This window comes from Amycolatopsis pretoriensis, from assembly GCF_900107925.1.
Taxonomy (GTDB): domain Bacteria; phylum Actinomycetota; class Actinomycetes; order Mycobacteriales; family Pseudonocardiaceae; genus Amycolatopsis; species Amycolatopsis pretoriensis.
Genome location: NZ_FNUJ01000012.1, coordinates 112557 through 134075 on the forward strand (window position 1 = coordinate 112557; position 21519 = coordinate 134075).

Sequence of the window (21519 nt, forward strand, 5' to 3'; positions counted from 1 at the left end):
ATGCGCTTCGGAATGTTCGTCCCGCAGGGCTGGCGGCTCGACCTCGCCGGCATCGATCCCGCGGACCACTGGAAGACCATGCTCGGCCTCGCGAAGCACGCGGAGGCCGGGCCGTTCGAATCGATCTGGGTCTACGACCACTTCCACACCGTGCCCGTCCCGACCGAAGAGGCCACGCACGAGGCCTGGTCGCTGATCTCGGCGTTCGCCGCCGCGACGGACGCCGTGCGGCTCGGGCAGATGTGCACCTGCATGGGGTACCGCAACCCGGCCTACCTCGCGAAGGTCGCCGCCACCGCCGACACGATCTCCGGCGGCCGCGTCGAGATGGGCATCGGTGCCGGCTGGTACGAGCACGAGTGGCGGGCCTACGGCTACGGCTTCCCGGGCGCCGGTGAGCGGCTCGGCCAGCTCGACGAGGGCGTGCGGATCATGCGCGACCTCTGGACGACCGGGAAGTCCACACTGGACGGGAAGCACTACCAGACGGACGGTGCCATCCTGCGTCCGCTGCCGCCGCAGGAAGGCGGCATCCCGCTGTGGATCGCCGGTGGCGGCGAGAAGAAGACGCTCAAGATCGCCGCGAAGTACGCGAAGTACACGAACTTCGCCGGCGACCCCGAGACGTTCACCCGCAAGTCGGAGATCCTCGCGCAGCACTGCAAGGACGTCGGGACCGACTTCGACGCGATCGTCCGCTCGGTCAACCACAACGTGGTCATCGGGGAGACGGAGAAGGACGTCCAGGACAAGCTGGCCTGGCTGAAGTCCCACCTCGACAAGTACGCGCCGGCGGACGCGGCGGAGCGCTGGCACGGCGTCTTCGTGAACAGCCCCACCACCGGCACGCCCGAGCAGGTCACCGAAAAGCTCGCCGCCTTGGGCGAGCTGGGCATGTCCTACGCGATCTTCAACTTCCCGGAAGCCGCGTACGACCGCTCCGGCATCGACCTGTTCACCGAGAAGGTCGCTCCGGCGCTCGCCTAGGGCACCGCGGGGCTGCCGCCGGTCTCCACCGGGAGGCCGGCGGCAGCCCACGCGCGGAAGCCGCCTTCGAGGTCGGTCGCGCGGGGAAGTCCCAGCCGCTGCAGGTCGGCGGCCGCCAGGCTCGACGAGTAACCCTCGTTGCACAGCACGACGACCGTCGAGTCGGCCGTCACGCCGGGCAGCTTCCACTCGCTGTCCGGCGCCAGCCGCCACTCCAGGTGGATCCGCTCGACGACCACCGAGCCCGGGATCTCGCCCTCGGCCTCCCGGTTCGCCAGCGGCCGGATGTCGACGAGCAGCGCGCCCGCCTCCTGCAGCTCGCGGGCCTTTTCCGGGCCGACGCGGTCCAATCCGGACCGCGCGTCGGCCAGGAACGAATCGATGGCGCTCATCCGTGGACGATAGCGGGCAGCGGCGGGATTTCGGCCGGGACGTCGGCGAGCGTCGTGTACTCGCGCGTCGGGACCAGCGGCGGCGAGTACGCGTGGACGCTCGCCGCGGGCGCGTCACCGATGCCGGTGACCTGGTGCGCGCGGCCGGCGCCGAAGCCGATGCCTTCACCGGCGACGTGCGTGCGCCGCCGGATCGGGCCGCCGGGGTAGCGGTACTCCTCACCCAGCTCGCCCTGCAGCACGGTGAACGAGCCGGACGCGCCGCCGTGGTCGTGCGGCTTGGTGTGCTGGCCGGGCAGCCACGACAGCAGCCACAGCTCGACGCCGTCGGTCAGGGCCAGCCGGGCCCACCACCGCCGGTCTTCGTCGAAGCGCAGGATGTCCTTGACGCTCGTGGTCAGCTCGGTCGTGACGGTGGCCGTCAGGTCCGCCAGCTCGCGCGGCGTCCACAGCAGCCGCGAGGGGTGCAGCAGCTGGGGCAGCAGCGGGTCGGTCAGCCGCGGGTGGATCTCGACGGCGGGACGGACGAGGGAAGTGGTCAACGCGGGTGCTCCTCGGACGCGAAGGTGATCAGGACGCGAGGCAGCGCGGCACCGCAGGAGAAGATCAGCGAAGCCGCGCCCGCGTACACCCGGCCGAAGCGACGAGGAGCAGGTCGATCGCACGACGGCGCCAGAACGAGCCCCGGGTGACCGGGGTCGCGTGCACGTCGGCTGACATGGTCGTGATCCTGCCACACCGGCGTGGCGTGAGGCACTTCCCGCGTGCGGCGTTCCACTTCGTGGACACGCTCCGACCTGCCGGTTCGCCGTCTCACCCGGGCGGGTGCGCACGCGCGCACGTCGGCAGACAGAATGGGCCTCGTGAGCGAGCCGATCCAGCCCAGCGAACTTGACGACCTCGTGGTCCGGATGGCCGGTGTCGGCGTCCGCCGGGGGACCAACGACCTCCTCGCCGGCCTCGACTGGACCGTGGAACTGGACGAGCGCTGGGTGGTGCTCGGGCCGAACGGCGCGGGCAAGACCACCCTGCTGCGCCTCGCCGCGGCCGAGCTGCACCCGACGACCGGCGAGGTCGACCTGCTCGGCGAGCGGATCGGCCGGGTCAACATCTTCGACCTGCGTCCGCGCATCGGCTTCACGTCGGCGGCCATCGCCCAGCGCGTGCCGGGTGACGAGCTGGTCAAGGACGTCGTGGTCAGCGCCGGCTACGCGGTGCTCGGCCGCTGGCGTGAGGAATACGACACCCTCGACACCGCCCGCGCGACCGAGCTGCTCGAAGCGATGGGCATCGGCAACCTGGCCGAGCGCACGTTCGGCACGCTGTCCGAGGGTGAGCGCAAGCGCGCGCTGATCGCCCGATCGCTGATGACCGACCCGGAGATGCTGCTGCTCGACGAGCCCGCCGCCGGGCTCGACCTGGGCGGCCGCGAGGACCTGGTCGCGCGGCTGTCCGACCTGGCGATGGACCCCGACGCGCCGGCCCTGGTCCTGGTCACCCACCACGTCGAGGAGATCCCGCCCGGGTTCACCCACGCGCTGCTCCTGCGCGACGGCCAGGCGGTGGTGTCCGGCCTGGTCGACGACGTCATCACCAGCGAAAACCTGTCGAAGACGTTCGACCAGGACCTCGTGCTGGAGCGCTCCGGGGATCGCTTCTTCGCCCGCCGTCGCTAAGCTGTCGCTTACCGACCGGTAGCCTGCTGGCAGTCCGTCAACGAGGAGGAGTGACGTGGGAGAGTTCGTAACCCTCGAGGTCAAGGACGGGGTCGGCACGATCCGGCTCGACCGCCCGCCGGTCAACGCCCTGAACGCCCAGGTCACCGCCGAACTCGCCGAGCTGGCGAAGGAAGCCACCGAGCGCGACGACGTCCGCGCGGTGATCCTCTACGGCGGCGAGAAGACCTTCGCGGGCGGTGCGGACATCAAGGAGATGGCCACCCGCACCTACCCGGAGATCGCCAAGTTCGGCGCGAACCTCACCGGCACGCTCGCGGCCATCGCGAACATCCCGAAGCCGGTCGTCGCGGCCGTCACCGGATACGCCCTCGGCGGCGGCCTGGAACTGGCGCTGACCGCGGACTGGCGCGTCGCCGGCGACAACGTCAAGGTCGGCCAGCCCGAGATCCAGCTCGGCGTCATCCCCGGCGCGGGCGGCACCCAGCGCCTCGCCCGGCTGATCGGGCCGAGCAAGACCAAGGACATCGTCTACACCGGACGGTTCGTCAAGGCCGAAGAGGCGCTGCGGCTGGGGATCGTCGACCAGGTCGTCGCCCCGGACGACGTCTACGCGGCGGCGCACAAATGGGCGTCCCAATTCGCGAACGGCCCCGCGGTGGCGCTGCGCGCGGCGAAGGCGGCCATCGACGGCGGCCTCGACATGGACCTGCCGAACGCGCTCAAGCTCGAATCGCACCTGTTCGCCGCGCTGTGGGCGACCGAAGACCAGCGGAACGGCATGAAGTCGTTCATCGAAAACGGGCCCGGCAAGGCCACTTTCGAAGGGAAATGACGCCTTGACCGACGTGAACGACCCGGCCCCGAACCCGCACGCCACCGCCGAAGAGGTCCAGGCGGCCTACGCCGACCCCAAGCTGGCGAACGTGCTGTACCACGACTGGGAAGCCGGCACCTACGACGAGAAGTGGTCGATCTCGTACGACGAGCGCTGCATCTCCTACGCCACCGACGTGTTCAACGCCGTCGCGGGCGAGGACGGCCAGCCCTACCAGCACGCGATGGAGCTGGGCAGCGGCACGGGCTTCTTCCTGCTGAACCTCATGCAGGGCGGCGTCGCCAAGAAGGGGTCGGTCACCGACCTCTCTCCCGGCATGGTCCAGGTCGCGCTGCGCAACGCCGAGAAGCTCGGCCTCGACGTCGACGGCCGGGTCGCCGACGCCGAGCGCATCCCGTACGACGACAACACGTTCGACCTCGTCGTCGGGCACGCGGTGCTGCACCACATCCCGGACGTCCAGGCGGCGTTCCGCGAGGTGCTGCGCGTGCTCAAGCCGGGTGGCCGGTTCGTGTTCGCGGGCGAGCCGACCAAGGTCGGCGACTTCTACGCCCGCAAGCTCGGCCAGTTCACGTGGTTCCTGACCACGCGTGTGACGAAGCTGCCCGCGCTGAGCGGCTGGCGCCGTCCGCAGGAGGAGCTCGACGAGTCCTCCCGCGCCGCCGCGCTGGAAGCCGTGGTCGACATCCACACCTTCGACCCGTCGGAGCTGGAGTCGTGGGCCCGCGGTGCGGGTGCCCAGGACGTCCACGCGGTCACCGAGGAGTTCGCCGCGGCCCTGGCCGGCTGGCCGATCCGGACGTTCGAAGCCGCCGTGCCGCAGGAGAAGCTGACCGTGCGCTGGCGGCTGTTCGCCTACCGCCTGTGGCTGCGGCTGTCCGCTGTGGACAAGAAGGTGCTGTCGAAGATCCTGCCGCGCGAGCTGTTCTACAACGTGATGATCACCGGGACCAAGCGGCCGTCCTGAATTGGCGTATTCGTTCAGCCTCGGCGACGTCGCCTACCTGCGTTCCGACGCGGGTGCGGCGGCGGTCGCCGAGGTTTCGGCCCTGCCGCTGACCGACCACATCGCTTCGGTCGCGGCCGTTCGTCGTCTCGTGGGCGAGGAGCACGCGGCCGCGGTGCTGGAAACCGTGCTGCTGCGCCGGAAAGCCGTCGGCAAACTGTCCGGTGTGGACTGGCTGTTCACCTCGGACGCGCTCCAGCAGGCGAGTGCGTCGATCGTGGCGCGGCACCGGGCTTCGCGCCTGGCCGGCCTCGACGTCCACGACGTCACGTGCTCGGTCGGTGCCGACCTGGTCGAAATCGCGCGGGTGGCGCGGCGCGTGCTCGGGTCCGATCTGGATCCGGTGCGGCTGGAAATGGCGCGGCACAACGGTCTTTCGGCGAATGTCGCGTTCGGGCTCGTCCGCGCCGACGCGCTGCGCCCGGTGAGCCGGTCCGGTGTGGTCGTCGCCGACCCCGCCCGCCGTGACTCCGCCGGGCGCCGGGCGTGGAAACCCGCGGACTTCGCCCCGCCGCTGGATGGCCTGGTCGAGGCCTTCCCGGGACGAGAACTGTCCGTGAAGTGCGCGCCCGGCCTCGACTTCGCGCTCACGCCGTGGGCGGACGAAGTCGAACTGGTGTCCCTGGACGGTCAAGTGCGCGAATCCTGCCTCTGGCGGGGTCTGGGCACCGGCGTCACGCGGCGGGCGACCGTGCTGCGTTCGGACGGGACGCAGTGGACGGTCACTGATGCGGAACCGGACGAACTGCCGGTGCGGGAGCCGGGGGAGTGGATCGTCGACCCCGACGGCGCCGTCGTGCGCGCGGGACTGGTCCGGCACTACGCGGCACGGCACGGGTTGTGGCAACTGGACGAACGGATCGCGTACCTGACCGGTGACACCCCGCCACCCGGTGTGCGGGCGTTCCGCGTCCTGGAGCAGGGACCCTACAGTGAAAAGACACTGAAGGCCGTCCTCAAGCGACACGACGTCGGCCGGCTGGAGATCCTGGTGCGGGGCCTGGACGTCGATCCGGATGCGCTGCGGCGACGGCTGAAACCTCGGGGCGGCGCCGAAGCGTCGGTCGTGCTGACGCGGATCGGGCGATCACCAGTGGCGTTTCTGTGTCGCGCCGGAAAGTGAACGGAAACTTTCGAGGGGTGGAACTCCAGGTGAACGTGACGTAGGTTCCCCGGGTCGTCAAAGTTCCACTGGAGGGTTCGCCGTGTCCGGAAAATGGTCAAGTCTCGTCAAGCTCGCCGCCGCCGCGGCCATCGGCGCCACCGTCGCCTCGGGGGCGACCGCGCTCGCCGGGTCGGACGACGCGACGGCCGCCCGCTCGAAGGAGCCGGCCAACATCGGCCAGGTCAAGAACGACGTCAAGGCCTACTACGGCGACTACCTCGACGCCGCCGGCAAGCACCACTACTCCGAGACGAGCCGGTTCGCGAAGGACAGCAACCGCGTCGTCTCCGACGCGAAGCACTACCTGCAGCAGCAGCTCGGCCGCGTCAAGAACCCGGCGATCGTGCTCGACGTCGACGACACCGCCGAGGTCACCTACGGCTGGGAGGCCGACAACGACTTCGGCTTCGACCCGGTCAAGCAGCAGCAGGCGATCGACAACGGCACCTTCGTCGCCAACAAGCCGGTGCTGGAGCTGGCCAACTGGGCCGTGCAGCACGGCGTCAAGCTGTACTTCCTGACCGGCCGCAACGAGCTGCAGGGCCCGCAGTCGCTCAAGAACCTCGCGAACGAGGGCTACCCGGCCCCGGCCGGCGCGTTCTTCAAGCCGAAGGTGACCGCGCCGGACTACCTGCCGTGCGGGCTGACCTGCACCACCGTCCAGTACAAGTCGGGCACGCGGGCGCACATCGAGGCGACCGGCGCGAAGATCGTCCTCAACGTCGGCGACCAGTTCAGCGACCTCGAGGGCGGCTACGCGCTGCGCCCGACCAAGCTGCCGAACCCGATGTACTACCTGCCCTGAGCCGGAATAACGGCCGGGCCCGGGGTGCTGCTCCTGGTACACGATTCTCTCGAGGAGCTGACATGCCGGAGAAGAAGGTGCTGGTCCCGGGCCCGGACCACCCGATCACCGTCGAGCCGACCCAGGCGCGCGTGGTGGTCAAGGCGGGCGGGCGCGTCATCGCGGACAGCCGCAACGCTTTCACCCTGCAGGAGTCCACGTACCCGGCGGTCCAGTACATCCCGCTGGCCGACGTCGACGCGGGCGTGCTGGAGCGGACCGACCACGAGACGTACTGCCCGTACAAGGGTGACGCGAGCTACTACACGCTCAACGCGGGCGAGGTGAAGGGCGAGAACGCGGTCTGGACGTACGAGAAGCCGTACGACCCGGTCGCGCGGATCAAGGACCACGTCGCGTTCTACCCGAACGTCGTGGACTCGATCGAGCTCGTCGAGGACTGAGCTGGACCTCGATCTGCTGCGCACGTTCCTGGCCGTCCACCGGGCGGGTTCGCTGACCGGCGCGGCGCCGTCGCTGGGACTGTCCCAGCCGACGGTGACCGCGCAGGTCAGAGCCCTGGAGGAGGAACTCGGGCAGCAACTGTTCGTGAGACGTGCCCGCGGCGTGACCCCGACATCGGCGGCGGACGAGCTGGCGACCCGCATCGCCCCGCACGTCGACGCGCTGACGTCGTTGACCTTCGGTGAAGCCGACCCGTTCGCGGCACCGGTGCACCTGGCGGGGCCGGCCGAGCTGACAACGTTGCGGGTGCTGCCGGCACTGTCGGGCCTGGTTGCGGCGGGTCTGCGGCTGCGAGTGACGTTCGGCTTGGCCGAGGACCTGCTGACGGGCCTTTCGCAACGCCGGTTCGACCTGGTCGTCTCGACGATCCGCCCCCGCGGCCGCTCGTTGGTGGCAAACCCGCTGACGGACGAGGAGTTCGTCCTGGTCGGCCCCCGCGGTTTCACGGGCGACCCGCGTTCGGCGCCGCTGGTGGCGTACGCGGAGGACTTGCCGATCATCCGCCGCTACTGGCGCTCGGTGCTGGGCGTGCGGCCACCGTCCGGGCCCGCGGTGGTGGTCCCGGACCTGCGGGGCGTCTTGGCGAGCGTGCTGGCGGGGTTCGGGGTGAGCGTGCTGCCGAGGTACCTGTGCGCGGCGGAACTGGCTTCGGGTGCGCTGGTCGCGTTGCTCGAACCGGAGGAGCCACCGATCAACACGCTGTTTGTGGTGACCCGCGCGGAACCCAGCCGGGCGGGGCCCGCGGCAGTACGGGAAGCACTGCTCGCGGACGCCGCCCGCTGGTGACTCAGATGAGCCGTGCCGTGTATCCCGCCGAAACCAGCCGATCGTAGGCCTCGCGCACGCGATCCGGCATTTCCTGCGGGATCGCGAACCCCTTCCGGGCATAGACGTCGATCCGCTGGGTGTCGCCGACGAGCATGGTGATGACCCGGTCGGCGTCCCCGATCGCCGCGACGTACTCGTCGAGCGGCAGGGCGAGTGACGCGCAGGTGACGGTGACCTCCGGCCAGAGCTTCCGGCAGGTCGCGTAGGCGCGCCGCTGTTGGTACGGCCGGGAAATCAGGACGATCGAGCCGACTTCGATGCCGCGCTCGGCGAGCACCTGCCGCGTGAACGTGATGTTCTCGCCGGTGTTCCGTGCGTGGGGTTCGACGAGGATCGCTTCCGGCGGCACGCCCGCTTCGATGGCGTGTTCGCGGTAGTGCACGGCTTCGCCGCGGGGGAACCGGTCGACCGTCGTCGGGGCGTTGGCGCCGGTGAACACGACGAGGGGGAAGAAACCGTTTCCGAAGAGCTCGATCGCGCAGCTGGCGACTCCGAGGTCGTGACTTCCGAGTCCGATGCCGACGTCCGCGGGCCGCGGTTCGTGGTGCATGTCGTGGTAGTCCCAAAGCGTTTCGACGTCCGCGCGAAGCGAGTCGGGCAGGGTCGCGGTGCGCGCGGGCATCGGCTCTCCGTCAGTCGGGGATCTTGAAGGTGTACGTCCACGAAAACCGGCTGGCGGCGTGCACTCCGCGGGCGAACTCGACCACACGTCCATCACTCGCGAAGGTGAGCCGCCGCAGGATCATGACCGGTTCTCCGGCCGGGAGCCGCAGCCGATCGACTTCGTCCGGAGTGGGCATGCGGGCGTGAACGGTCTCGGTCATGGTGTCGGGTTCGAGTCCCTGAGCGGTGAGGACCTGGAACCCGCCGCCGCGACCGGCGGGGCCGGGCGCCGGATCGACGAGGCGAGTGCCCTCGACGTCGGCGGGCCGGTAGTAGCTGGTCAGTGTGTGAGTCGGCTGACCGGCGTCGGTCACCAGCCGAGCCCGCTCGTACACCGGCGAGCCGGCAGCCACCCCGAGTGCCTCGGCGACTTCCGGGTCGGCTTCGACCCTCGCGACCGTCTGAGTCTGGTCCGCCGGCTTCCAGTCCCGACCGGAAGCTTCACGATCGGCGGCGAAGGCGACGACATCGCCGTGCTTCCACTTGCTTTTGGCATAGCGGTCCGTGCCCAGCCGCTGCAGCGGTGGCCGGGCGCGAACGACGGTGCCGCGCCGGCGGATCGGGGTTACCAGTCCCTCGGCATCGAGGACACCGATCGCCTTCCGGACGGTGTTGACGTTCACGCCGAACTCGGCCGCCAGCACTTGTTGCTTGGGCAAGGTCGTGTCCGGCGCGTAGTCACCGCGCTGGATGGCATCCCGCAGGATTGCCGCCAGTTCGCGGTAACCGGTACTCACGCGCCTCTCCTTCACCTGACCGACGCGAATAACGCTATCTCTAGCGGCGTAGCGAGGTCCAGGTGACGCATTAAAGCTACTTCTGTTGACTGCTTGCCCGCCGGATGCCTAGATAGAACTATCTCTATCGGACACAAGGTAAGGGGTGAGGATGCTGGCGGCAACCGAGACGTCCCGGGTCGCGGGCGTGACGTGGACTGTTGGTGCCGAGGATTCGGTGTCGGTGGAGGAAACCGGTCCCGAGTGGAAGGACCCGCCGGTACTGGTGGTGGCCGGCAGGAGATCCGCGGTGTTGTTGGCGGTGCCGGCTGGGCCGGAGGAGTGGTCGGCTTGCGTGACGTTCCTCCTCCGGCTTCGCGACGGAGCCGGAGAACTGGCGGAGATGCTGGCAGGCCGGGTGGCTGATCCGGGTGGGCGTGATGAGTGCCGCTGACCAGCAGCGGCCGCGGACGCTGCGTGAGGCCCACGACGATTCCTGTGCGCGGATGCCCGCCCAGGAGGCGCCGGTGCGCGTGTGGGTGGAGTTCCGGCGAGCGAACGCGGGGATGTACCGGTCCGTCGCCGATCTCGATCGGGGTCACCACCACGAGGCGCTGTACTGGTTCGGCCGGGAGCTTCGCGAGATCGAGCGGCTTACCGCGGAGCCGGAGTGGAAATCCGACTATGGACGAGAAGGAGTGCTGCCTCAGGCCTGATGGAACCCAGCCGGGCGGGGCCCGCGGCAGTAAGGGACGCACTGCTCGCGGACGCCGCCCGCTGGTGACTCAGCCGGTGTACCCGGCGAAGATCTTCGCGAACTCGTACTTCGACTGCGGCACGTTCGTGCACTTGTACAGCGCGCCCGTGCACGCGTTCGCGTCGCGGCCGGCCTCCCAGAACGACAGCATGCCCACGTGGACCGTTTTCGCGAACGCCACCAGCGCCTTCGCGTCCTTCTGGTAGAAGATCTCGTTCTGCGAGTCGTTGACGCCGATCATCGGGGTCACGCCGACCTTCTTCCACGCCGCCGCGTCGCTCAGGCCGTACAGCGACTTCAGCTGCGCCTGCGTGGCCTTGGCCGCGGAAATCGCTTTCGCGCCCTGGTCGCCGGCGCCCTGGTAGTAGTCCATCGCCATGATGTTGACGAGGTCCAGGTTCACCCCGGCGTCCCTGGCCGACTTGACGACGTTGAGGCCGTCGGCGGTGAGCCCGTTCGGCAGCACCGGCAGCGTCAGCGAGATCTTCAGGCCCGGGTTGTTGTTCTGCAACGTCTTCAGGGCCTGCGACCGGCGGTTGATCGTCGTCGGGTCGGCGATGGCCGCGCCCTCGATGTCGAAGTCGGCGTACTTCAGGCCGTACGCCTTGACGACGGCGTCGTACTCGGCCGCGACCTGCGCGGACGTGCTGCACGCCTGGGCCAGCTCGATGCCGGACGCGCCGCCGAAGGAGATCTTGACGTCGCCGCCGGCGTTGCGGATCTTGGTGATCTCGTCTTTCTGCCAGGCCGTGCGCGGGTCGTACGCGCCGAACCAGCTGGCCTTGCAGCCGTAGGAGTTGACGAACGCGAGGGTGAAGCCCTTGATGCCGCTCGCGGCGGACATCCCGGACAGGCTGGGCGAGGGCCACGCGCCCATGTCGACGTAGGGCCCGACGGGGATCGGCGACCCGGCGGCAGCCTCGGCGGGGGTGCCGAGCCCGGTGCTCACGAGCGCGAGGCCGGCCAGCCCGGCCAGCAGGGAACGGAGACGCATGGTGGAACCTCCACGACGACGAGCGCGGCGGCGGGGACTTCCTGACATGATTGGTATAGACCATTAACCTTGGTGTAGACCATAGGCCGAACGGGCTACCCCTGTCACCGGCGGTGAACACAGACCGCGCACGCCTAGACTGTCGCCGGTGCTGATCACCACGGAACGGCTCACGCTGCACGAGTGGGCCGAGGAGTACTTCGACGACTTGTTCGCGCTGGCCCAGAACCCGGAGACGGTCCGGTACGTGGGCACGGGCGAGCCGTGGACGCGCGAGTACGCGCTCACCAGGCACCGGTCGACGCTGGCGCACTGGGCCGCCCACGGGTTCGGCTGGTTCGCGGTATCGGCGCAACCGGGCTCGTTCGACGGCGTGGTGTCCCTGGTCGGCCGCGACGCAACGGAGTCCGGCCTGGGAACGCCGGCGGTGGAGATGGGCTGGTGGATCGCCTCATCGGGCTGGGGCCGCGGTTACGCGACGGAAGCGACGACAGCGGTGCGCGACCACGTGTTTTCGTCCGGTTTCGCGGACCGGCTGCTGGCGGTGTACGAGCCGGTCAACAAGGCTTCGGCGCGAGTGGTGGAGAAGCTGGGATTCGTGCCGCACAGCCGGTTCACGTTGAACGGGCGGGTCGAGCAGCGGGCGGTCCTGGACCGCCCGCACCGGCTCACCCCTCGGTCATCGTGATCTCGACGTTGACGTGCCCGCCCGCCACCAGGACGTACACCACCAGTAGCGCACCCGCCGGAGGACAGCCCGGATCAGGCCGGCGCCGGAACCGGCACGTCGCCGACCCAGCGGTGCACCGCCTCCGCCAGCCCCTCCTCGTCCGAGCCGGACGTCACCCAAGCCACATGACCGTCCGGCCGCAGCAACACCGCCCCGACGTCCGAAGTGGACGGAGCTTCCGCGGCCACCACCTCCACCGCCGCCGACCAGGCCGCGAAAGCCCCGGTCAAGTCCACCAGCACCGGCCGGCCCGGGTGCAGCAACGCGGCCAGCCGCGTCTCGCGACCACCCACCACCAACGGCACGTCCGGCGCCAACCGCCCCGACCACGGGTGCCCACCCGGCTCGTAACACGCGTCCAACCCGGTGATGATCTCCGCCAGCGCCCGGTTCCCCGCCGGGTGCGCGGCGACCCGGCGCAGCAAGTCGGCCCACGGTTCCGACGAGCACTCCGCCACCGCCACCTGCGCGCGGGTGTTGGCGAGGATCCGTTCGCCCGCCGCGTGCCGCTCGGCGTGGTAGGTGTCCAACAGCCCGGACGGGGCGGTCCCCAGCACCGTCGCCGCGAGCTTCCAGCCCAAGTTGAACGCGTCGTCGAGCGCCACGTTCACCCCGATCGCCCCGGCCGGCGGGTGGATGTGCGCCGCGTCGCCCGCCAGCAGCACCCGGCCTTCGCGGTACCTCGACGCCAAGCGCGCCGCGTCGCCGAAACGGGTCAGCCAGCGCGGCGACCGCAGCTCGACGTGCCGCCCCAGGACCGCGTCCACCTGCGCCTGGAGCCGCTCGAGCGTGACGGGGGCGTACTTGTCGGCCGGCGGGTCGTCCTCGCGGACCACGATCCGCACGTACCCCGGCCGCGGGATCACGAACAGCGTGCGGCCGTCCGGACCGGCCGAAACCCCGTACGGCAGCTCGCATTCGACGTCGCCGAGCAGTGCGTACCAGCGCGCGTCGACGCCGGGGAAGCCGATGCCGGCCTGCTTGCGCACCGTGCTGCGCCCGCCGTCGCACCCCACGAGGAAACGCGCCGTGATCGTGCGGCCGAATTGTCCATTGTGGACGACGCTGGAAACGCTTTCCGGCGACTGCGTGAACGACCGCAGCTCGTGCCCCCGCAGGATTTCGACACCGAGGTCGGCGGCCCACCCCTCCAGCACCTCCTCGACGCGGGTCTGCGGGATCCCCAGCGAGAACGGGTGATCGGTGGCCGCGTCGGCGAGCAGCAACGGCCCGGGCAGGCCGGTCACCGGCGCGTGCGGCACCCGGTGTCCCTCGGCGACCAGGCCCTCGGCCAGCCCGCGGCGCGCCAGCAGGTCCAGTGATCGCGCGTTGAGGTTGAAGCCGCGGCAGTACGGCGGTCGCGCGGGATGGCGTTCGACGACCGTGGTGCGGACGCCCGCCAGTGCGAGCTCCGCCGCGAGCAGCAGGCCGGCGGGCCCGGCCCCGGCGACGAGGACGTCGGTTTCCAGCATGGTGTTCCCCTCAGAAGTGGTCGGGCCACGGCAGCGAGCCGGAGCGGATTTCCGCGGCGGTGGCGCGGGCCCAGTCGAGCTCCGCCTGCCACGCGTGCCGGACGAACTCGACCTCGATCATGAACAGCCGCGGCGCCCCCTTGCCGACGGTGTCGTCGAGGGCGGTGTTCGCGCCGTCGATGCGGGCGGCGAGGTGGCGAGCGCGTTCCTCCAGCGCGTCGGCCGCGCGCTCCGGTCCGAGCGCGCCGAGGTAGCTGACCGCCGCGACGAACTTCGGGTACTCCGTTACCGGCTCGCGGACCAGTTCGTCCAGCCAGGCGACGAACTCCTGGCGGCCGAGTTCGGTGTGGGCGTAGACGGTCCGCTCCGGCCGGTTGCCCTCCCGGACCGTCTCGACGGGTTCGATCCAGCGGTGCTTCGCCAGCGACTCCACGGTGTCGTAGAGCGAACCGGGGTTGATCTTGAAGCTGCTGTCCTTGTAGCGCTCGCGCAGCGTGGACGCCATTTCGTACGGGTGCATCGGACGTTCCAGCAGCAGGCCCAGCAGGGCCAGCGCGAGCGTGTTGCGAATCTTGCGTGATGGCACTAGTCGCTCCCTATTACTCGGAACCGACTATACGACGCTCGTCAAGTCAGGTTGGCCACGCAGGTGTGCAGCAGGTCCGCCAGGTAGCGCCGCTGATCGCCCGACAAGGTGCCGAGCATGTCCTCCTCGACCCGCGCGACCAGCTCGTCGGCGGCGTGCAGCTTCGCGCGTCCGGACCCGGTCAGGGTCACCGGTCGCGCCCGGCCCGTGGTCGCCTGCTCGGCGACGGTGACCAGGCCGGCCGACCGCAGCCCGCCCAGCACGTCCCGCAGCGACTGCCGCGTGACGAACGTGATCCGTGCGAGGTCGGCCGACGACGCGCCGGGGTGCTCGTCGAGCGCGCGCAGCACGGCGTACTGCGACATCGACAGCTCCAGCGGCCGCAGGCGGTCGGTACAGGCCTGGTTCAGTGCCTGCTGGGCGCGTTTGAGCAAGTAGCCGGGCCGGTCGCCGGTCGGGACTTCGGTCATGGCAGGAACCTTACGGCGGTGTAAGGACCCTGACAGTCAGTGCACGTCGAGCGCGGTCACCCCGGAGACGTACCGGCCGCCCTTGACGTCGCCCAGCGGGACGAGCCGCGGCAGGTCGAGCGGCACCCCGTCCTCCACAGTGGACAACAGGAGTGGACGGCCGCCGGTCCGTTCTTCGGCGAGGGTGACGGCGGCGCCGTAGCCGTCCGAGCCGACGGCGACCACGGCCGTGTCCGCGCGCGGCACCACGCCGGCGATCCGCAGCACGAGCGCCAGCGACGGCCCGGTCTCCGTGTGCGTCTGCTGACCGGTCCCCAACCCGAAGGACGCCGTCACCGCCCGGGACGGCAGGTGCGTGAGCAACCACGGCGGCAGCGTGACCGACCGGTGCGCGGTCGTGATCCGCAGCGCGCGCTCGGCGGCCGTCGCGGCGGAAACGGCGACGCGCATCTCCCGGACGTCCCGGACACTGCGGCTGCGGTCCCGATCACCCCGGACGACCAGGTCGATCCCGTGGTCGGTGGTCAGCACCGCGGGGTGGTTCCCGAACGCCGGATCCAGCTCCGCCAGCGCGAACGTCACCGCCCGGTGCGCCGAACCAGTCACGGTCACCGTCACACGCAGGGCGGTGTTCTTCCCCGGCGGCAGCACCGGCGCCGCGGCGCCGACGAGCGTGTTCAAGTCACCGCCGAGCGCCTTCAGCTGTGAAGCGGTGTACGACGCCGGGGTAGCGACGGCGCCGTCGACCGAGACCGTCCGGGTCGACGCGTCCGCCGGGGCGACGGTCCCCGCCAGCAACGCGGCGGACAGGGCGAGCACGCGGAGCAGCATCCGGCCTCCTCGAATCCGCGGTTGCGGTGCGAACGACGGATTCTAACCGGAAGAGCGGTTCAAAATCGCGACTTTTCCCGCAGTCGGGCGGCCCGCGTCAGCAGGTACCGCTGTTCCGGCGTGTTCGTCGTCCGCGCGGCCGCGGCGTCGTAGTGCCGGACGGCGGCGGCGACGTCCCCGGCCAGCTCCAGCAGGTGCGCGCGGACGGCGTCGAGCCGGTGCCCGGTCAGTTCCAGCGTCTCCAGCAGCGCGAGCCCGGCGGCGGGACCGTGGACCATCGCCGTCGCGATCGCGCGGTTGAGCGTCACCACCGGGTTGTCCGTCAGCCGCTCCAGCAGCCGGTACGTCGAAAGGATGCGGCCCCAGTCGGTGTCCTCGACGCGTGGCGCGACGTCGTGCGCGGCGGCGATCGCGGCCTGCAGCCGGTACTCGCCCGCGTCGCCGAGCGCGAGCGCCTCGGTGACCAGCGCGACGCCCTCGCGGATCTGCCCGCGGTCCCACTTCGCCCGGTCCTGCTCGGCCAGCGGCACCAGCTCGCCGGACGGCCCGGTCCGCGCCGGGCGCCGCGCGTCGGTGAGCAGCATCAGCGCGAGCAGCCCGGTGACCTCGCCGTCGCCGGGCAGCATTGCGTGCAGCAGCCGCGTCAGCCGGATCGCCTCGCCGGACAGCTCGGTGCGGTGCAATCGCCCGCCCGCGCTGCTCGTGTAGCCCTCGTTGAACACCAGGTAGAGCACGTGCAGCACGGACCGCAGCCGGGCGTCGCGCTCGTCGGCGGCGGGCAGCCGGAACGGGACGTCCGACGCCTTGATCCGCGCCTTCGCCCGGGTGATCCGCTGGGCCATCGTCGCTTCCGGGACCAGGAAGGCTCCGGCGATCTCGGCCGTGGTCAGGCCGCCGACCGCGCGCAGCGTCAACGCGATCGCCGACGCCGGTGTCAGCGCCGGGTGGCAGCACAGGAACAGCAGGACCAGGGTGTCGTCGCGATCCGGGACATCGGCCGGTGGTGGCTCGAGCGCGGCCGCGTCCTCCCGGCGGCGCCGGGCCTGGTCGCTGCGGAGCTGATCGGTCAGCCGGTTGACGGCGGCCTGGATCAGCCACCCGCGCGGGTTGTCCGGCAGACCGTCGGCCGGCCAGTGCCGCGCGGCCGCGAGCAGCGCCTCCTGCACGGCGTCCTCCGCGGCGTCGAAGTCGCGAAAGCGCCGCGCGACGACGCCGAGGACCTGCGGCGCGAGCGTCCGCAGCAGGTCCTCGACCTCCTCGGCGGCCATCAGGCGGGCGCGCTCATCACCTGGCGGACCTCGATCGGCTGCTGGATCGGCACCCCACCCGGCCCGGGCGCGGCCGACGCCTTCGCGGCGATCTCCAGCGCGCGCTCCTCGCTCTCGACGTCGACGACCCAGTAGCCGGCGAGCAGCTCCTTGCCCTCCGGGTACGGCCCGTCGGTGACCACGGGGCTGGTCCGGCCGTCGGAGACGACCGTCTTCGCCAGGTCGGGCCCGGCCAGGCCCTGGGCGTCGACGAGCTCGCCCTTGTCGCGCAGTTCGGCGTCGAGCGCGTGCTGGAAGTCGATGTGCGCGCGGATGTCCTCCGGCGGCCATTCGCCCATCGGCAGGTCGCAGCCCTCGCCCGCGGTGTAGCTCATCAGCAGCATGTACTTGGCCATGATCGGCTCCTTCCCGCGCCCCGGTGGCGCGTTCACGGGTAAGGACGGAGCCCGGCCCGCGGTCTCTACACAGTTCGCCGATTTTCGGAAGATCAGGATAATCGCGGAACGTGACTGGGGAACTGAGACGCGCGCGCCTGGGAGTTTCGATCGTCTTCGCCGTCTGCGGGGCGGCGTTCGCCACCTGGCTGGCGCGGGTGCCGGCGGTGCAGGAGCAGCTGGGGCTGACCACGGGACAGCTGGCCACGGGCCTGTTCGGCCTCGCCTTCGGCTCGGTGGTCGCGCTGCTGGGCGCGGGGGCGCTGCTCACCCGGATCGGCAGCCGCGCGGCGGTCGTGCTCGGCGCGGCCGTGCTGTGCGGCGGGCTGCCGCTGGTGGCGTTCGCCCGGTCGGCGCCGGTGTTCGTCGCCGCGCTGGTCGTGCTCGGCGTGGGCAACAGCCTGCTCGACGTCGCGATGAACGCGCACGCGGCCCGCGTCGAGGACGGCTACGGCCGGCCGATCTTCGCCGGCTTCCACGCGTTCTGGAACATCGGCGGCCTCGCGGGCTCCGGCGTCGACGCGCTGATGGAGGCCCTGCACGTCCCGGTGTCGGTCCACTTTCCGATCGCCGGCGCGGCGCTGCTGGCCCTCGCGCTGTGGGGCCGGGCGCTCTTCCTGACCGGCGCCGACCGCGGCCAGGGCGACGCGGCGTTCGCGTGGCCGAGCCGGGCGCTGGTGCCGCTGGGCGTGATCGCGTTCTGCGGGTTCGTCGCCGAGGGTGCGGTCAACAGCTGGAGCGCGGTCTACCTCGCGGACGTCACGGGCGCGACGCCCGCGCTCGCCTCCCTCGGCTACTTCGCGTTCTCCGGGACGATGATCGCGGTCCGCCTGGTCGCCGACCGGATCGTGGGCCGCGTGGGCGCGGTGCGGTTCGTCCGCGCGGCGACCACGGTCGCGGTGCTGGGGTTCGCCGTGGTCCTCGCGGCGCCGTGGCCGGTGGCGGTGGTGTTCGGCTTCGCGGTGGTCGGGCTCGGCGTGGCCGGGATCGTGCCGATCGCGTGGAGCGTGGCGAGCCGCAAGCAGGCGGACGCGCCGGGTCGCGCGGTGGCAGCGGTCGCCGCGTGCGGGTACGTCGGGTTCCTGGTGGAGCCGGCGCTGGTGGGTGCGCTGGCGACGCGGATCGGGCTGCATTGGGCGTTGTCGTCGGCGGTCGTGGTGACGTTCGGGATCCTGTTCTTCGCGCCGTCGCTGCGGGTGCGCGAGGCGGCGCTCACACGCTGAGCAGCCGCTTCAGCCCGGCGGCGGACGGCGTGCCGGGCGCCGCCGTGTAGACGAGGAGCCGGTGCTCGTGGCCGGGGACGGCGAGGATCTCGCAGTCGAGTTCCAGCGGACCGGCGACCGGGTGCACGGTCCGCTTGGTCAGCGTCCGCTGCACGACGACCTCCCGTTCCGCCCACAGCGAGGCGAACTCCGGGCTCTCGGCCAGGAGGTCGTCGACGAGCGCGCGAACGGCGGGATCGCCCGGGTAGCGCCCGCTCGCCCGCAGGTCCGCGACGCACAGCCGGGCCAGTTCGAGGCGGTTGCCGGTGATCGCGTCGCCGGTGTCGAACAGCCGCCGCAGCCGGTTGCGCCGCCGCGGCGGCCACGTGGCCGGGTCGCCGATCAGCGCGACCAGCATCCGGTTCCAGGCCACCAGGTCGTAGCCTGCGTCGATCACCATCGCCGGCACGTCGCCGAGGCGATCGAGCAGCCGTAGGACGTTTTCGGGCACCGGCCGCGGCGCGGCCGCGGGAGCCGGTCGCGCCAGCCGCAGCAGGTACGCGTGCTCGTCGCCGGACAGCCGCAGCGCGCGCCCGAGCGAGGCGAGGACCTGCTCGGACGGCCGGGGACCGCGGCCCTGTTCGAGCCGCACGTAGTAGTCGACGGAAATCCCGGCCAGCAATGCGACCTCCGTGCGCCGCAACCCCGGCGTCTGCCGCCGCGCGCCGGGCACCAGGCCGACCTCGGCCGGCTGCACCCGGGCCCGGCGACTGCGCAGGAACCCGCTCAGCTCCACCCTGTCCACGGTTCCATCATCACCCCGCGCCGGGGTGGTACCGCCAGTGCCTACCCCGGTCCGCGCTCCGGCGGTGAGCCTGGACGCATGACGATCCTGGTGACCGGCGCGCGCGGGAACATCGCTCGTGCGCTGGTGAGAAAACTGCTCGAAGCCGGACACGACGTCCGCGCGGCCGGCCGCGACCCGGGCCGCGCTCGGCTGCCCACCGGGGTCGAGGTGGTCGCGGCCGACCTCGCCCGGCCGGAAAGCTGGGACGCGGCACTGGCCGGCGTCACGAAGGCGTTCCTCTACGCGGGCACTGCCGGGTTGGACGGGTTCCTGTCCCGGGCGAGCGGCCTCGCGCAGGTGGTGGTGTTGTCGGCCTTGGGCGCGGATCCGGCGTCGGCGGACGCCATCACGCGGGCTCACGGCGAAGCCGAGCAGGCCGTGCGGGATTCGGGGCTGCCGTGGACGTTCCTGCGGCCCGGCGGCTTCGCGGCCAACCGGCTGGTGTGGGCGGACTCCGTCCGCGCCGGTGTCGTGCGCGACCCGTTCCCGGAGTCGCATTCGGCATTGATCCACGAGGCGGACATCGCCGCCGTCGCCGTTCGTGCGCTGACGTCGTCCGGCCACCTCGGTGCGGCGTATTCGCTGACCGGGCCCGAGTCGCTCACGGTGCGGCAGCAGGCATCGGTGCTCGGCGAGGTGACCGGCCGGCCCGTCCGCGTCGAAACCCAGGACCTCGACGACTACCGCCGCGAGCTCACCGCGACTTTCGAGGCTCGCGGCCTCGGCCGGGTGGGCTCGGCCGAGGTGGTCGAAGCCCGGATCCGGCGGCTGGCCGCGCTGGTGGACCGGCCGCAGGCGACGACGGAGACGGCCCTGGCGGTCACCGGCCGCCCGGCCCGGGGCTTCGCCGAATGGGCCGCCGACCACGCCGGGGACTTCACGCGCTGAGCGTTTCGCGCAGCAGCCGCCGGACGGCTTTGCGATCGCCGTCGACCGTCACGCGGCCGTCGGCGATCGCCGCGTCCAGGTCGGACGGGACTTCGAGCAGCGCGTTCAACGTCGGCGAGTCGGTCCGGATCGTGGTGTCCGGTGCTTCGGGCTCGCCGGGCTCGACCGTCAGCCGGCCCGGTTCGGTGCGGACCGTCCACACGCGACTGTCCAGCTCGACGCGGTGGCACGCGGTCGAGCGCGGGCGGGCGAAACCGCGGAGGAACAGCAGCACGGACGTCGTGCCCAGGTGTGCCGCCGGGGGAAGGGAGAGCCGGCCGCCCCACGCGCCGAGGGCCAGCACGATCGGTTCGAGTTCGCGGCCCCAGTCCGTCAGTTCGTAGACCGTCGAGGCCGCCGGGGGAGGCAGTTTCCGCCGTGCGACGACGCCGTGGCCCGCCAGCTCGCGGAGGCGGTCGGTGACCAGGTTCGAGCTGGCACCCGGCAGCGCACGGCGGACGTCGGAGAAGCGCTGCGGCCCCAGCAGCAGCTCGCGCACGACGAGCAGCGCCCAGCGTTCCCCGACGACGTCCAGCGCGCGGGCGATCGTGCAGGCGTCTCCGTAGCTCCGGCTCGTCGGCATGGTTGTAATCTACTACTTGGTGGTTGTTTTTAACAACTACAGCGGCGTACGGTGGCCGCCATGGGAAATCCGGTCGTGCACTTCGAAATCATCGGTACGGACCCGGCGCGGCTGCGCGCGTACTACGGCGAGCTGTTCGGCTGGGAGTACGACACGTCGGGGCCGGTGTCGGCCCAGGTGTCGGAGGCGGGCAACTACGGCTTCGTGGAAACGGACGGCATCCCGGGCGGCGTCGGCGGCGGCGCGGAGCACGAGAGCCACGTCGTGTTCTACGTGGGTGTCCCGGACGTCGCGGCAGCGTTGGCCGAAGCCGAACGCCTCGGCGGCACCCGCCGGCTGGGCCCGGACCGCGCACCCGGGCGCGACCTGGTGGTCGCCCAGTTCACCGACCCGGAGGGCAACCTGATCGGGCTCGCCGGCCCGGCTTGAGAGGTCAGTCCGCCGCGTTGGCCCGGTCGATCTCCGCCATGTGCTCCTCGGCCCAGTTCCGCAGCGCCGCCAGGGGAACCTCCAGCGACCGGCCCAGGTCCGTGAGCCGGTAGTGGACCTTCGGCGGCACGGTCGGCTCGACGCGGCGGGAGACCAGGCCGTCGTTCGTCAGCGACCGCAACGTCACCGACAGCATCTTCTTCGAGACCCCCGGCATCCGCCGTTGCAGCTCGGCGAACCGCACCTCGCGCGGATCCGCCTCGGCCAGCACTTTGACCGCCATCGACGTCCATTTCGTACCGATCCGGTCGAGCAGCCGGCGCGTCGGGCACGCCGGGTCGAACAGGTCGCCGCGCAGGGAGGGGGTCACCTGGAGCTCACCACCTGTCGGAGAAGTGCCGTCTTGGCC

General features: G+C 71.3%; 28 protein-coding genes. 14 read left to right on the top strand and 14 right to left on the bottom strand.

The window, feature by feature from the left end; all coding sequences use genetic code 11:
* Positions 1 to 987, top strand: coding sequence for an LLM class F420-dependent oxidoreductase (locus BLV96_RS41300; RefSeq protein ID WP_086673068.1), 987 nt, complete (start codon positions 1 to 3; stop codon positions 985 to 987).
* On the opposite strand, the gene BLV96_RS41305 is transcribed toward BLV96_RS41300, so the two are convergent.
* Together BLV96_RS41305 and BLV96_RS41310 are read right to left on the bottom strand one after the other, a co-directional pair.
* Entirely contained in the window at positions 984 to 1379 is a 396-nt protein-coding gene (locus BLV96_RS41305) for a rhodanese-like domain-containing protein (protein ID WP_086673066.1), read from the bottom strand. The genes BLV96_RS41300 and BLV96_RS41305 overlap by 4 nt on opposite strands.
* Positions 1376 to 1921: a cysteine dioxygenase gene (locus BLV96_RS41310; protein ID WP_086673064.1), complete on the bottom strand. Its 546-nt coding sequence runs from the start codon at positions 1919 to 1921 to the stop codon at positions 1376 to 1378. Before BLV96_RS41310 ends, BLV96_RS41305 begins: the two co-directional genes overlap by 4 nt.
* A 312-nt stretch (positions 1922 to 2233) precedes the next feature.
* On the opposite strand from BLV96_RS41310, the gene BLV96_RS41315 reads away from it, so the two are divergent.
* From BLV96_RS41315 to BLV96_RS41345, 7 genes are all read left to right on the top strand, one after another.
* Positions 2234 to 3055 carry an ABC transporter ATP-binding protein gene (locus BLV96_RS41315; RefSeq protein WP_167379905.1) on the top strand — a complete coding sequence of 274 codons (822 nt, stop codon included), beginning with the start codon at positions 2234 to 2236 and terminating at the stop codon, positions 3053 to 3055.
* Between the two features lie 55 nt (positions 3056 to 3110).
* The gene (locus BLV96_RS41320) at positions 3111 to 3890 is read left to right on the top strand and encodes an enoyl-CoA hydratase/isomerase family protein (protein WP_086673062.1); all 780 of its coding nucleotides are present in this window, start codon (positions 3111 to 3113) and stop codon (positions 3888 to 3890) included.
* Positions 3891 to 3894: 4 nt separating this feature from the next.
* Positions 3895 to 4860 carry a class I SAM-dependent methyltransferase gene (locus BLV96_RS41325; protein WP_086673060.1) on the top strand — a complete coding sequence of 322 codons (966 nt, stop codon included), beginning with the start codon at positions 3895 to 3897 and terminating at the stop codon, positions 4858 to 4860.
* A 1-nt stretch (position 4861) separates the two neighbouring features.
* A complete protein-coding gene (locus BLV96_RS41330; RefSeq protein ID WP_086673058.1) occupies positions 4862 to 6022 on the top strand; it encodes a class I SAM-dependent methyltransferase in 1161 nt (386 codons plus the stop codon).
* Between the two features lie 82 nt (positions 6023 to 6104).
* On the top strand, positions 6105 to 6869 hold the full coding sequence (locus BLV96_RS41335; RefSeq protein ID WP_086673056.1) for an HAD family acid phosphatase: 765 nt from the start codon (positions 6105 to 6107) through the stop codon (positions 6867 to 6869).
* Between the two features lie 62 nt (positions 6870 to 6931).
* On the top strand, positions 6932 to 7312 hold the full coding sequence (locus tag BLV96_RS41340; protein WP_086673054.1) for a DUF427 domain-containing protein: 381 nt from the start codon (positions 6932 to 6934) through the stop codon (positions 7310 to 7312).
* A 16-nt stretch (positions 7313 to 7328) separates the two neighbouring features.
* Positions 7329 to 8159 carry a LysR family transcriptional regulator gene (locus tag BLV96_RS41345; RefSeq protein WP_086673052.1) on the top strand — a complete coding sequence of 277 codons (831 nt, stop codon included), beginning with the start codon at positions 7329 to 7331 and terminating at the stop codon, positions 8157 to 8159.
* A 1-nt stretch (position 8160) separates the two neighbouring features.
* On the opposite strand, the gene BLV96_RS41350 is transcribed toward BLV96_RS41345, so the two are convergent.
* Together BLV96_RS41350 and BLV96_RS41355 are read right to left on the bottom strand one after the other, a co-directional pair.
* Positions 8161 to 8823, bottom strand: a complete 663-nt coding sequence (locus tag BLV96_RS41350; protein ID WP_086673050.1) for a YdcF family protein — start codon at positions 8821 to 8823, stop codon at positions 8161 to 8163.
* A 10-nt stretch (positions 8824 to 8833) separates the two neighbouring features.
* Entirely contained in the window at positions 8834 to 9616 is a 783-nt protein-coding gene (locus tag BLV96_RS41355; protein WP_244180884.1) for a GntR family transcriptional regulator, read from the bottom strand.
* A gap of 136 nt (positions 9617 to 9752) precedes the next feature.
* On the opposite strand from BLV96_RS41355, the gene BLV96_RS41360 reads away from it, so the two are divergent.
* Both BLV96_RS41360 and BLV96_RS41365 read left to right on the top strand, forming a co-directional pair.
* Positions 9753 to 10034 carry a hypothetical protein gene (locus BLV96_RS41360; RefSeq protein WP_086673046.1) on the top strand — a complete coding sequence of 94 codons (282 nt, stop codon included), beginning with the start codon at positions 9753 to 9755 and terminating at the stop codon, positions 10032 to 10034.
* Positions 10021 to 10296: an AMED_5909 family protein gene (locus BLV96_RS41365; RefSeq protein WP_167379906.1), complete on the top strand. Its 276-nt coding sequence runs from the start codon at positions 10021 to 10023 to the stop codon at positions 10294 to 10296. Before BLV96_RS41360 ends, BLV96_RS41365 begins: the two co-directional genes overlap by 14 nt.
* A 69-nt stretch (positions 10297 to 10365) precedes the next feature.
* Here BLV96_RS41365 and BLV96_RS41370 read toward each other — a convergent pair whose 3' ends face one another.
* A complete protein-coding gene (locus BLV96_RS41370) occupies positions 10366 to 11331 on the bottom strand; it encodes a chitinase (RefSeq protein ID WP_086673044.1) in 966 nt (321 codons plus the stop codon).
* Positions 11332 to 11479: 148 nt separating this feature from the next.
* Here BLV96_RS41370 and BLV96_RS41375 point away from each other — a divergent pair, with 148 nt between their 5' ends.
* The gene (locus BLV96_RS41375) at positions 11480 to 12019 is read left to right on the top strand and encodes a GNAT family N-acetyltransferase (protein ID WP_086673042.1); all 540 of its coding nucleotides are present in this window, start codon (positions 11480 to 11482) and stop codon (positions 12017 to 12019) included.
* A gap of 74 nt (positions 12020 to 12093) precedes the next feature.
* Here BLV96_RS41375 and BLV96_RS41380 read toward each other — a convergent pair whose 3' ends face one another.
* The 6 genes from BLV96_RS41380 to BLV96_RS41405 are packed head-to-tail and all read right to left on the bottom strand — an operon-like array spanning position 12094 to position 17083.
* A complete protein-coding gene (locus BLV96_RS41380; protein WP_086673040.1) occupies positions 12094 to 13533 on the bottom strand; it encodes an FAD-dependent monooxygenase in 1440 nt (479 codons plus the stop codon).
* 10 nt (positions 13534 to 13543) lie between these two features.
* Positions 13544 to 14119 carry a PadR family transcriptional regulator gene (locus BLV96_RS41385; protein ID WP_086673038.1) on the bottom strand — a complete coding sequence of 192 codons (576 nt, stop codon included), beginning with the start codon at positions 14117 to 14119 and terminating at the stop codon, positions 13544 to 13546.
* A gap of 41 nt (positions 14120 to 14160) precedes the next feature.
* Entirely contained in the window at positions 14161 to 14589 is a 429-nt protein-coding gene (locus BLV96_RS41390) for a MarR family winged helix-turn-helix transcriptional regulator (RefSeq protein ID WP_086673036.1), read from the bottom strand.
* Between the two features lie 36 nt (positions 14590 to 14625).
* Positions 14626 to 15420, bottom strand: coding sequence for a hypothetical protein (locus BLV96_RS41395; protein WP_086673034.1), 795 nt, complete (start codon positions 15418 to 15420; stop codon positions 14626 to 14628).
* 59 nt (positions 15421 to 15479) lie between these two features.
* Positions 15480 to 16688 carry an RNA polymerase sigma factor gene (locus BLV96_RS41400; RefSeq protein WP_086673032.1) on the bottom strand — a complete coding sequence of 403 codons (1209 nt, stop codon included), beginning with the start codon at positions 16686 to 16688 and terminating at the stop codon, positions 15480 to 15482.
* Positions 16688 to 17083: a YciI family protein gene (locus BLV96_RS41405; protein ID WP_086673030.1), complete on the bottom strand. Its 396-nt coding sequence runs from the start codon at positions 17081 to 17083 to the stop codon at positions 16688 to 16690. The genes BLV96_RS41400 and BLV96_RS41405 overlap by 1 nt, the downstream gene beginning before the upstream one ends.
* A gap of 110 nt (positions 17084 to 17193) precedes the next feature.
* Here BLV96_RS41405 and BLV96_RS41410 point away from each other — a divergent pair, with 110 nt between their 5' ends.
* On the top strand, positions 17194 to 18345 hold the full coding sequence (locus tag BLV96_RS41410; RefSeq protein ID WP_086673029.1) for an MFS transporter: 1152 nt from the start codon (positions 17194 to 17196) through the stop codon (positions 18343 to 18345).
* Here BLV96_RS41410 and BLV96_RS41415 read toward each other — a convergent pair.
* A complete protein-coding gene (locus tag BLV96_RS41415; RefSeq protein ID WP_086673027.1) occupies positions 18335 to 19129 on the bottom strand; it encodes a helix-turn-helix transcriptional regulator in 795 nt (264 codons plus the stop codon). The two genes, BLV96_RS41410 and BLV96_RS41415, sit on opposite strands and share 11 nt — an antisense overlap.
* Before the next feature lie 78 nt (positions 19130 to 19207).
* Between BLV96_RS41415 and BLV96_RS41420 the strand changes: the two genes are divergently transcribed.
* Positions 19208 to 20059, top strand: coding sequence for an SDR family oxidoreductase (locus tag BLV96_RS41420; protein WP_086673025.1), 852 nt, complete (start codon positions 19208 to 19210; stop codon positions 20057 to 20059).
* On the opposite strand, the gene BLV96_RS41425 is transcribed toward BLV96_RS41420, so the two are convergent.
* Entirely contained in the window at positions 20049 to 20681 is a 633-nt protein-coding gene (locus BLV96_RS41425) for a winged helix-turn-helix transcriptional regulator (protein ID WP_086673023.1), read from the bottom strand. The genes BLV96_RS41420 and BLV96_RS41425 overlap by 11 nt on opposite strands.
* Before the next feature lie 60 nt (positions 20682 to 20741).
* On the opposite strand from BLV96_RS41425, the gene BLV96_RS41430 reads away from it, so the two are divergent.
* Positions 20742 to 21110 (top strand): VOC family protein, encoded by a 369-nt coding sequence (locus BLV96_RS41430; protein ID WP_086673021.1) that lies wholly within the window; start codon positions 20742 to 20744, stop codon positions 21108 to 21110.
* A 4-nt stretch (positions 21111 to 21114) separates the two neighbouring features.
* Here the strand turns inward: BLV96_RS41430 and BLV96_RS41435 are convergent, their stop codons facing one another.
* Positions 21115 to 21480 (bottom strand): winged helix-turn-helix transcriptional regulator, encoded by a 366-nt coding sequence (locus BLV96_RS41435; protein ID WP_086673019.1) that lies wholly within the window; start codon positions 21478 to 21480, stop codon positions 21115 to 21117.
* Positions 21481 to 21519: the final 39 nt, after the last annotated feature.

Coding starts and splice junctions, on each gene's coding strand:
- BLV96_RS41380 (WP_086673040.1), bottom strand. CDS start 13,533: ATGCTGGAAACCGACGTCCTCGTCGCCGGGGCCGGGCCCGCCGGCCTG.
- BLV96_RS41305 (WP_086673066.1), bottom strand. CDS start 1,379: ATGAGCGCCATCGATTCGTTCCTGGCCGACGCGCGGTCCGGATTGGAC.
- BLV96_RS41315 (WP_167379905.1), top strand. CDS start 2,234: ATGGGCCTCGTGAGCGAGCCGATCCAGCCCAGCGAACTTGACGACCTC.
- BLV96_RS41425 (WP_086673023.1), bottom strand. CDS start 20,681: ATGCCGACGAGCCGGAGCTACGGAGACGCCTGCACGATCGCCCGCGCG.
- BLV96_RS41300 (WP_086673068.1), top strand. CDS start 1: ATGCGCTTCGGAATGTTCGTCCCGCAGGGCTGGCGGCTCGACCTCGCC.
- BLV96_RS41390 (WP_086673036.1), bottom strand. CDS start 14,589: ATGACCGAAGTCCCGACCGGCGACCGGCCCGGCTACTTGCTCAAACGC.
- BLV96_RS41350 (WP_086673050.1), bottom strand. CDS start 8,823: ATGCCCGCGCGCACCGCGACCCTGCCCGACTCGCTTCGCGCGGACGTC.
- BLV96_RS41370 (WP_086673044.1), bottom strand. CDS start 11,331: ATGCGTCTCCGTTCCCTGCTGGCCGGGCTGGCCGGCCTCGCGCTCGTG.
- BLV96_RS41430 (WP_086673021.1), top strand. CDS start 20,742: ATGGGAAATCCGGTCGTGCACTTCGAAATCATCGGTACGGACCCGGCG.
- BLV96_RS41360 (WP_086673046.1), top strand. CDS start 9,753: ATGCTGGCGGCAACCGAGACGTCCCGGGTCGCGGGCGTGACGTGGACT.
- BLV96_RS41395 (WP_086673034.1), bottom strand. CDS start 15,420: ATGCTGCTCCGCGTGCTCGCCCTGTCCGCCGCGTTGCTGGCGGGGACC.
- BLV96_RS41400 (WP_086673032.1), bottom strand. CDS start 16,688: ATGGCCGCCGAGGAGGTCGAGGACCTGCTGCGGACGCTCGCGCCGCAG.
- BLV96_RS41365 (WP_167379906.1), top strand. CDS start 10,021: ATGAGTGCCGCTGACCAGCAGCGGCCGCGGACGCTGCGTGAGGCCCAC.
- BLV96_RS41420 (WP_086673025.1), top strand. CDS start 19,208: ATGACGATCCTGGTGACCGGCGCGCGCGGGAACATCGCTCGTGCGCTG.
- BLV96_RS41405 (WP_086673030.1), bottom strand. CDS start 17,083: ATGGCCAAGTACATGCTGCTGATGAGCTACACCGCGGGCGAGGGCTGC.
- BLV96_RS41340 (WP_086673054.1), top strand. CDS start 6,932: ATGCCGGAGAAGAAGGTGCTGGTCCCGGGCCCGGACCACCCGATCACC.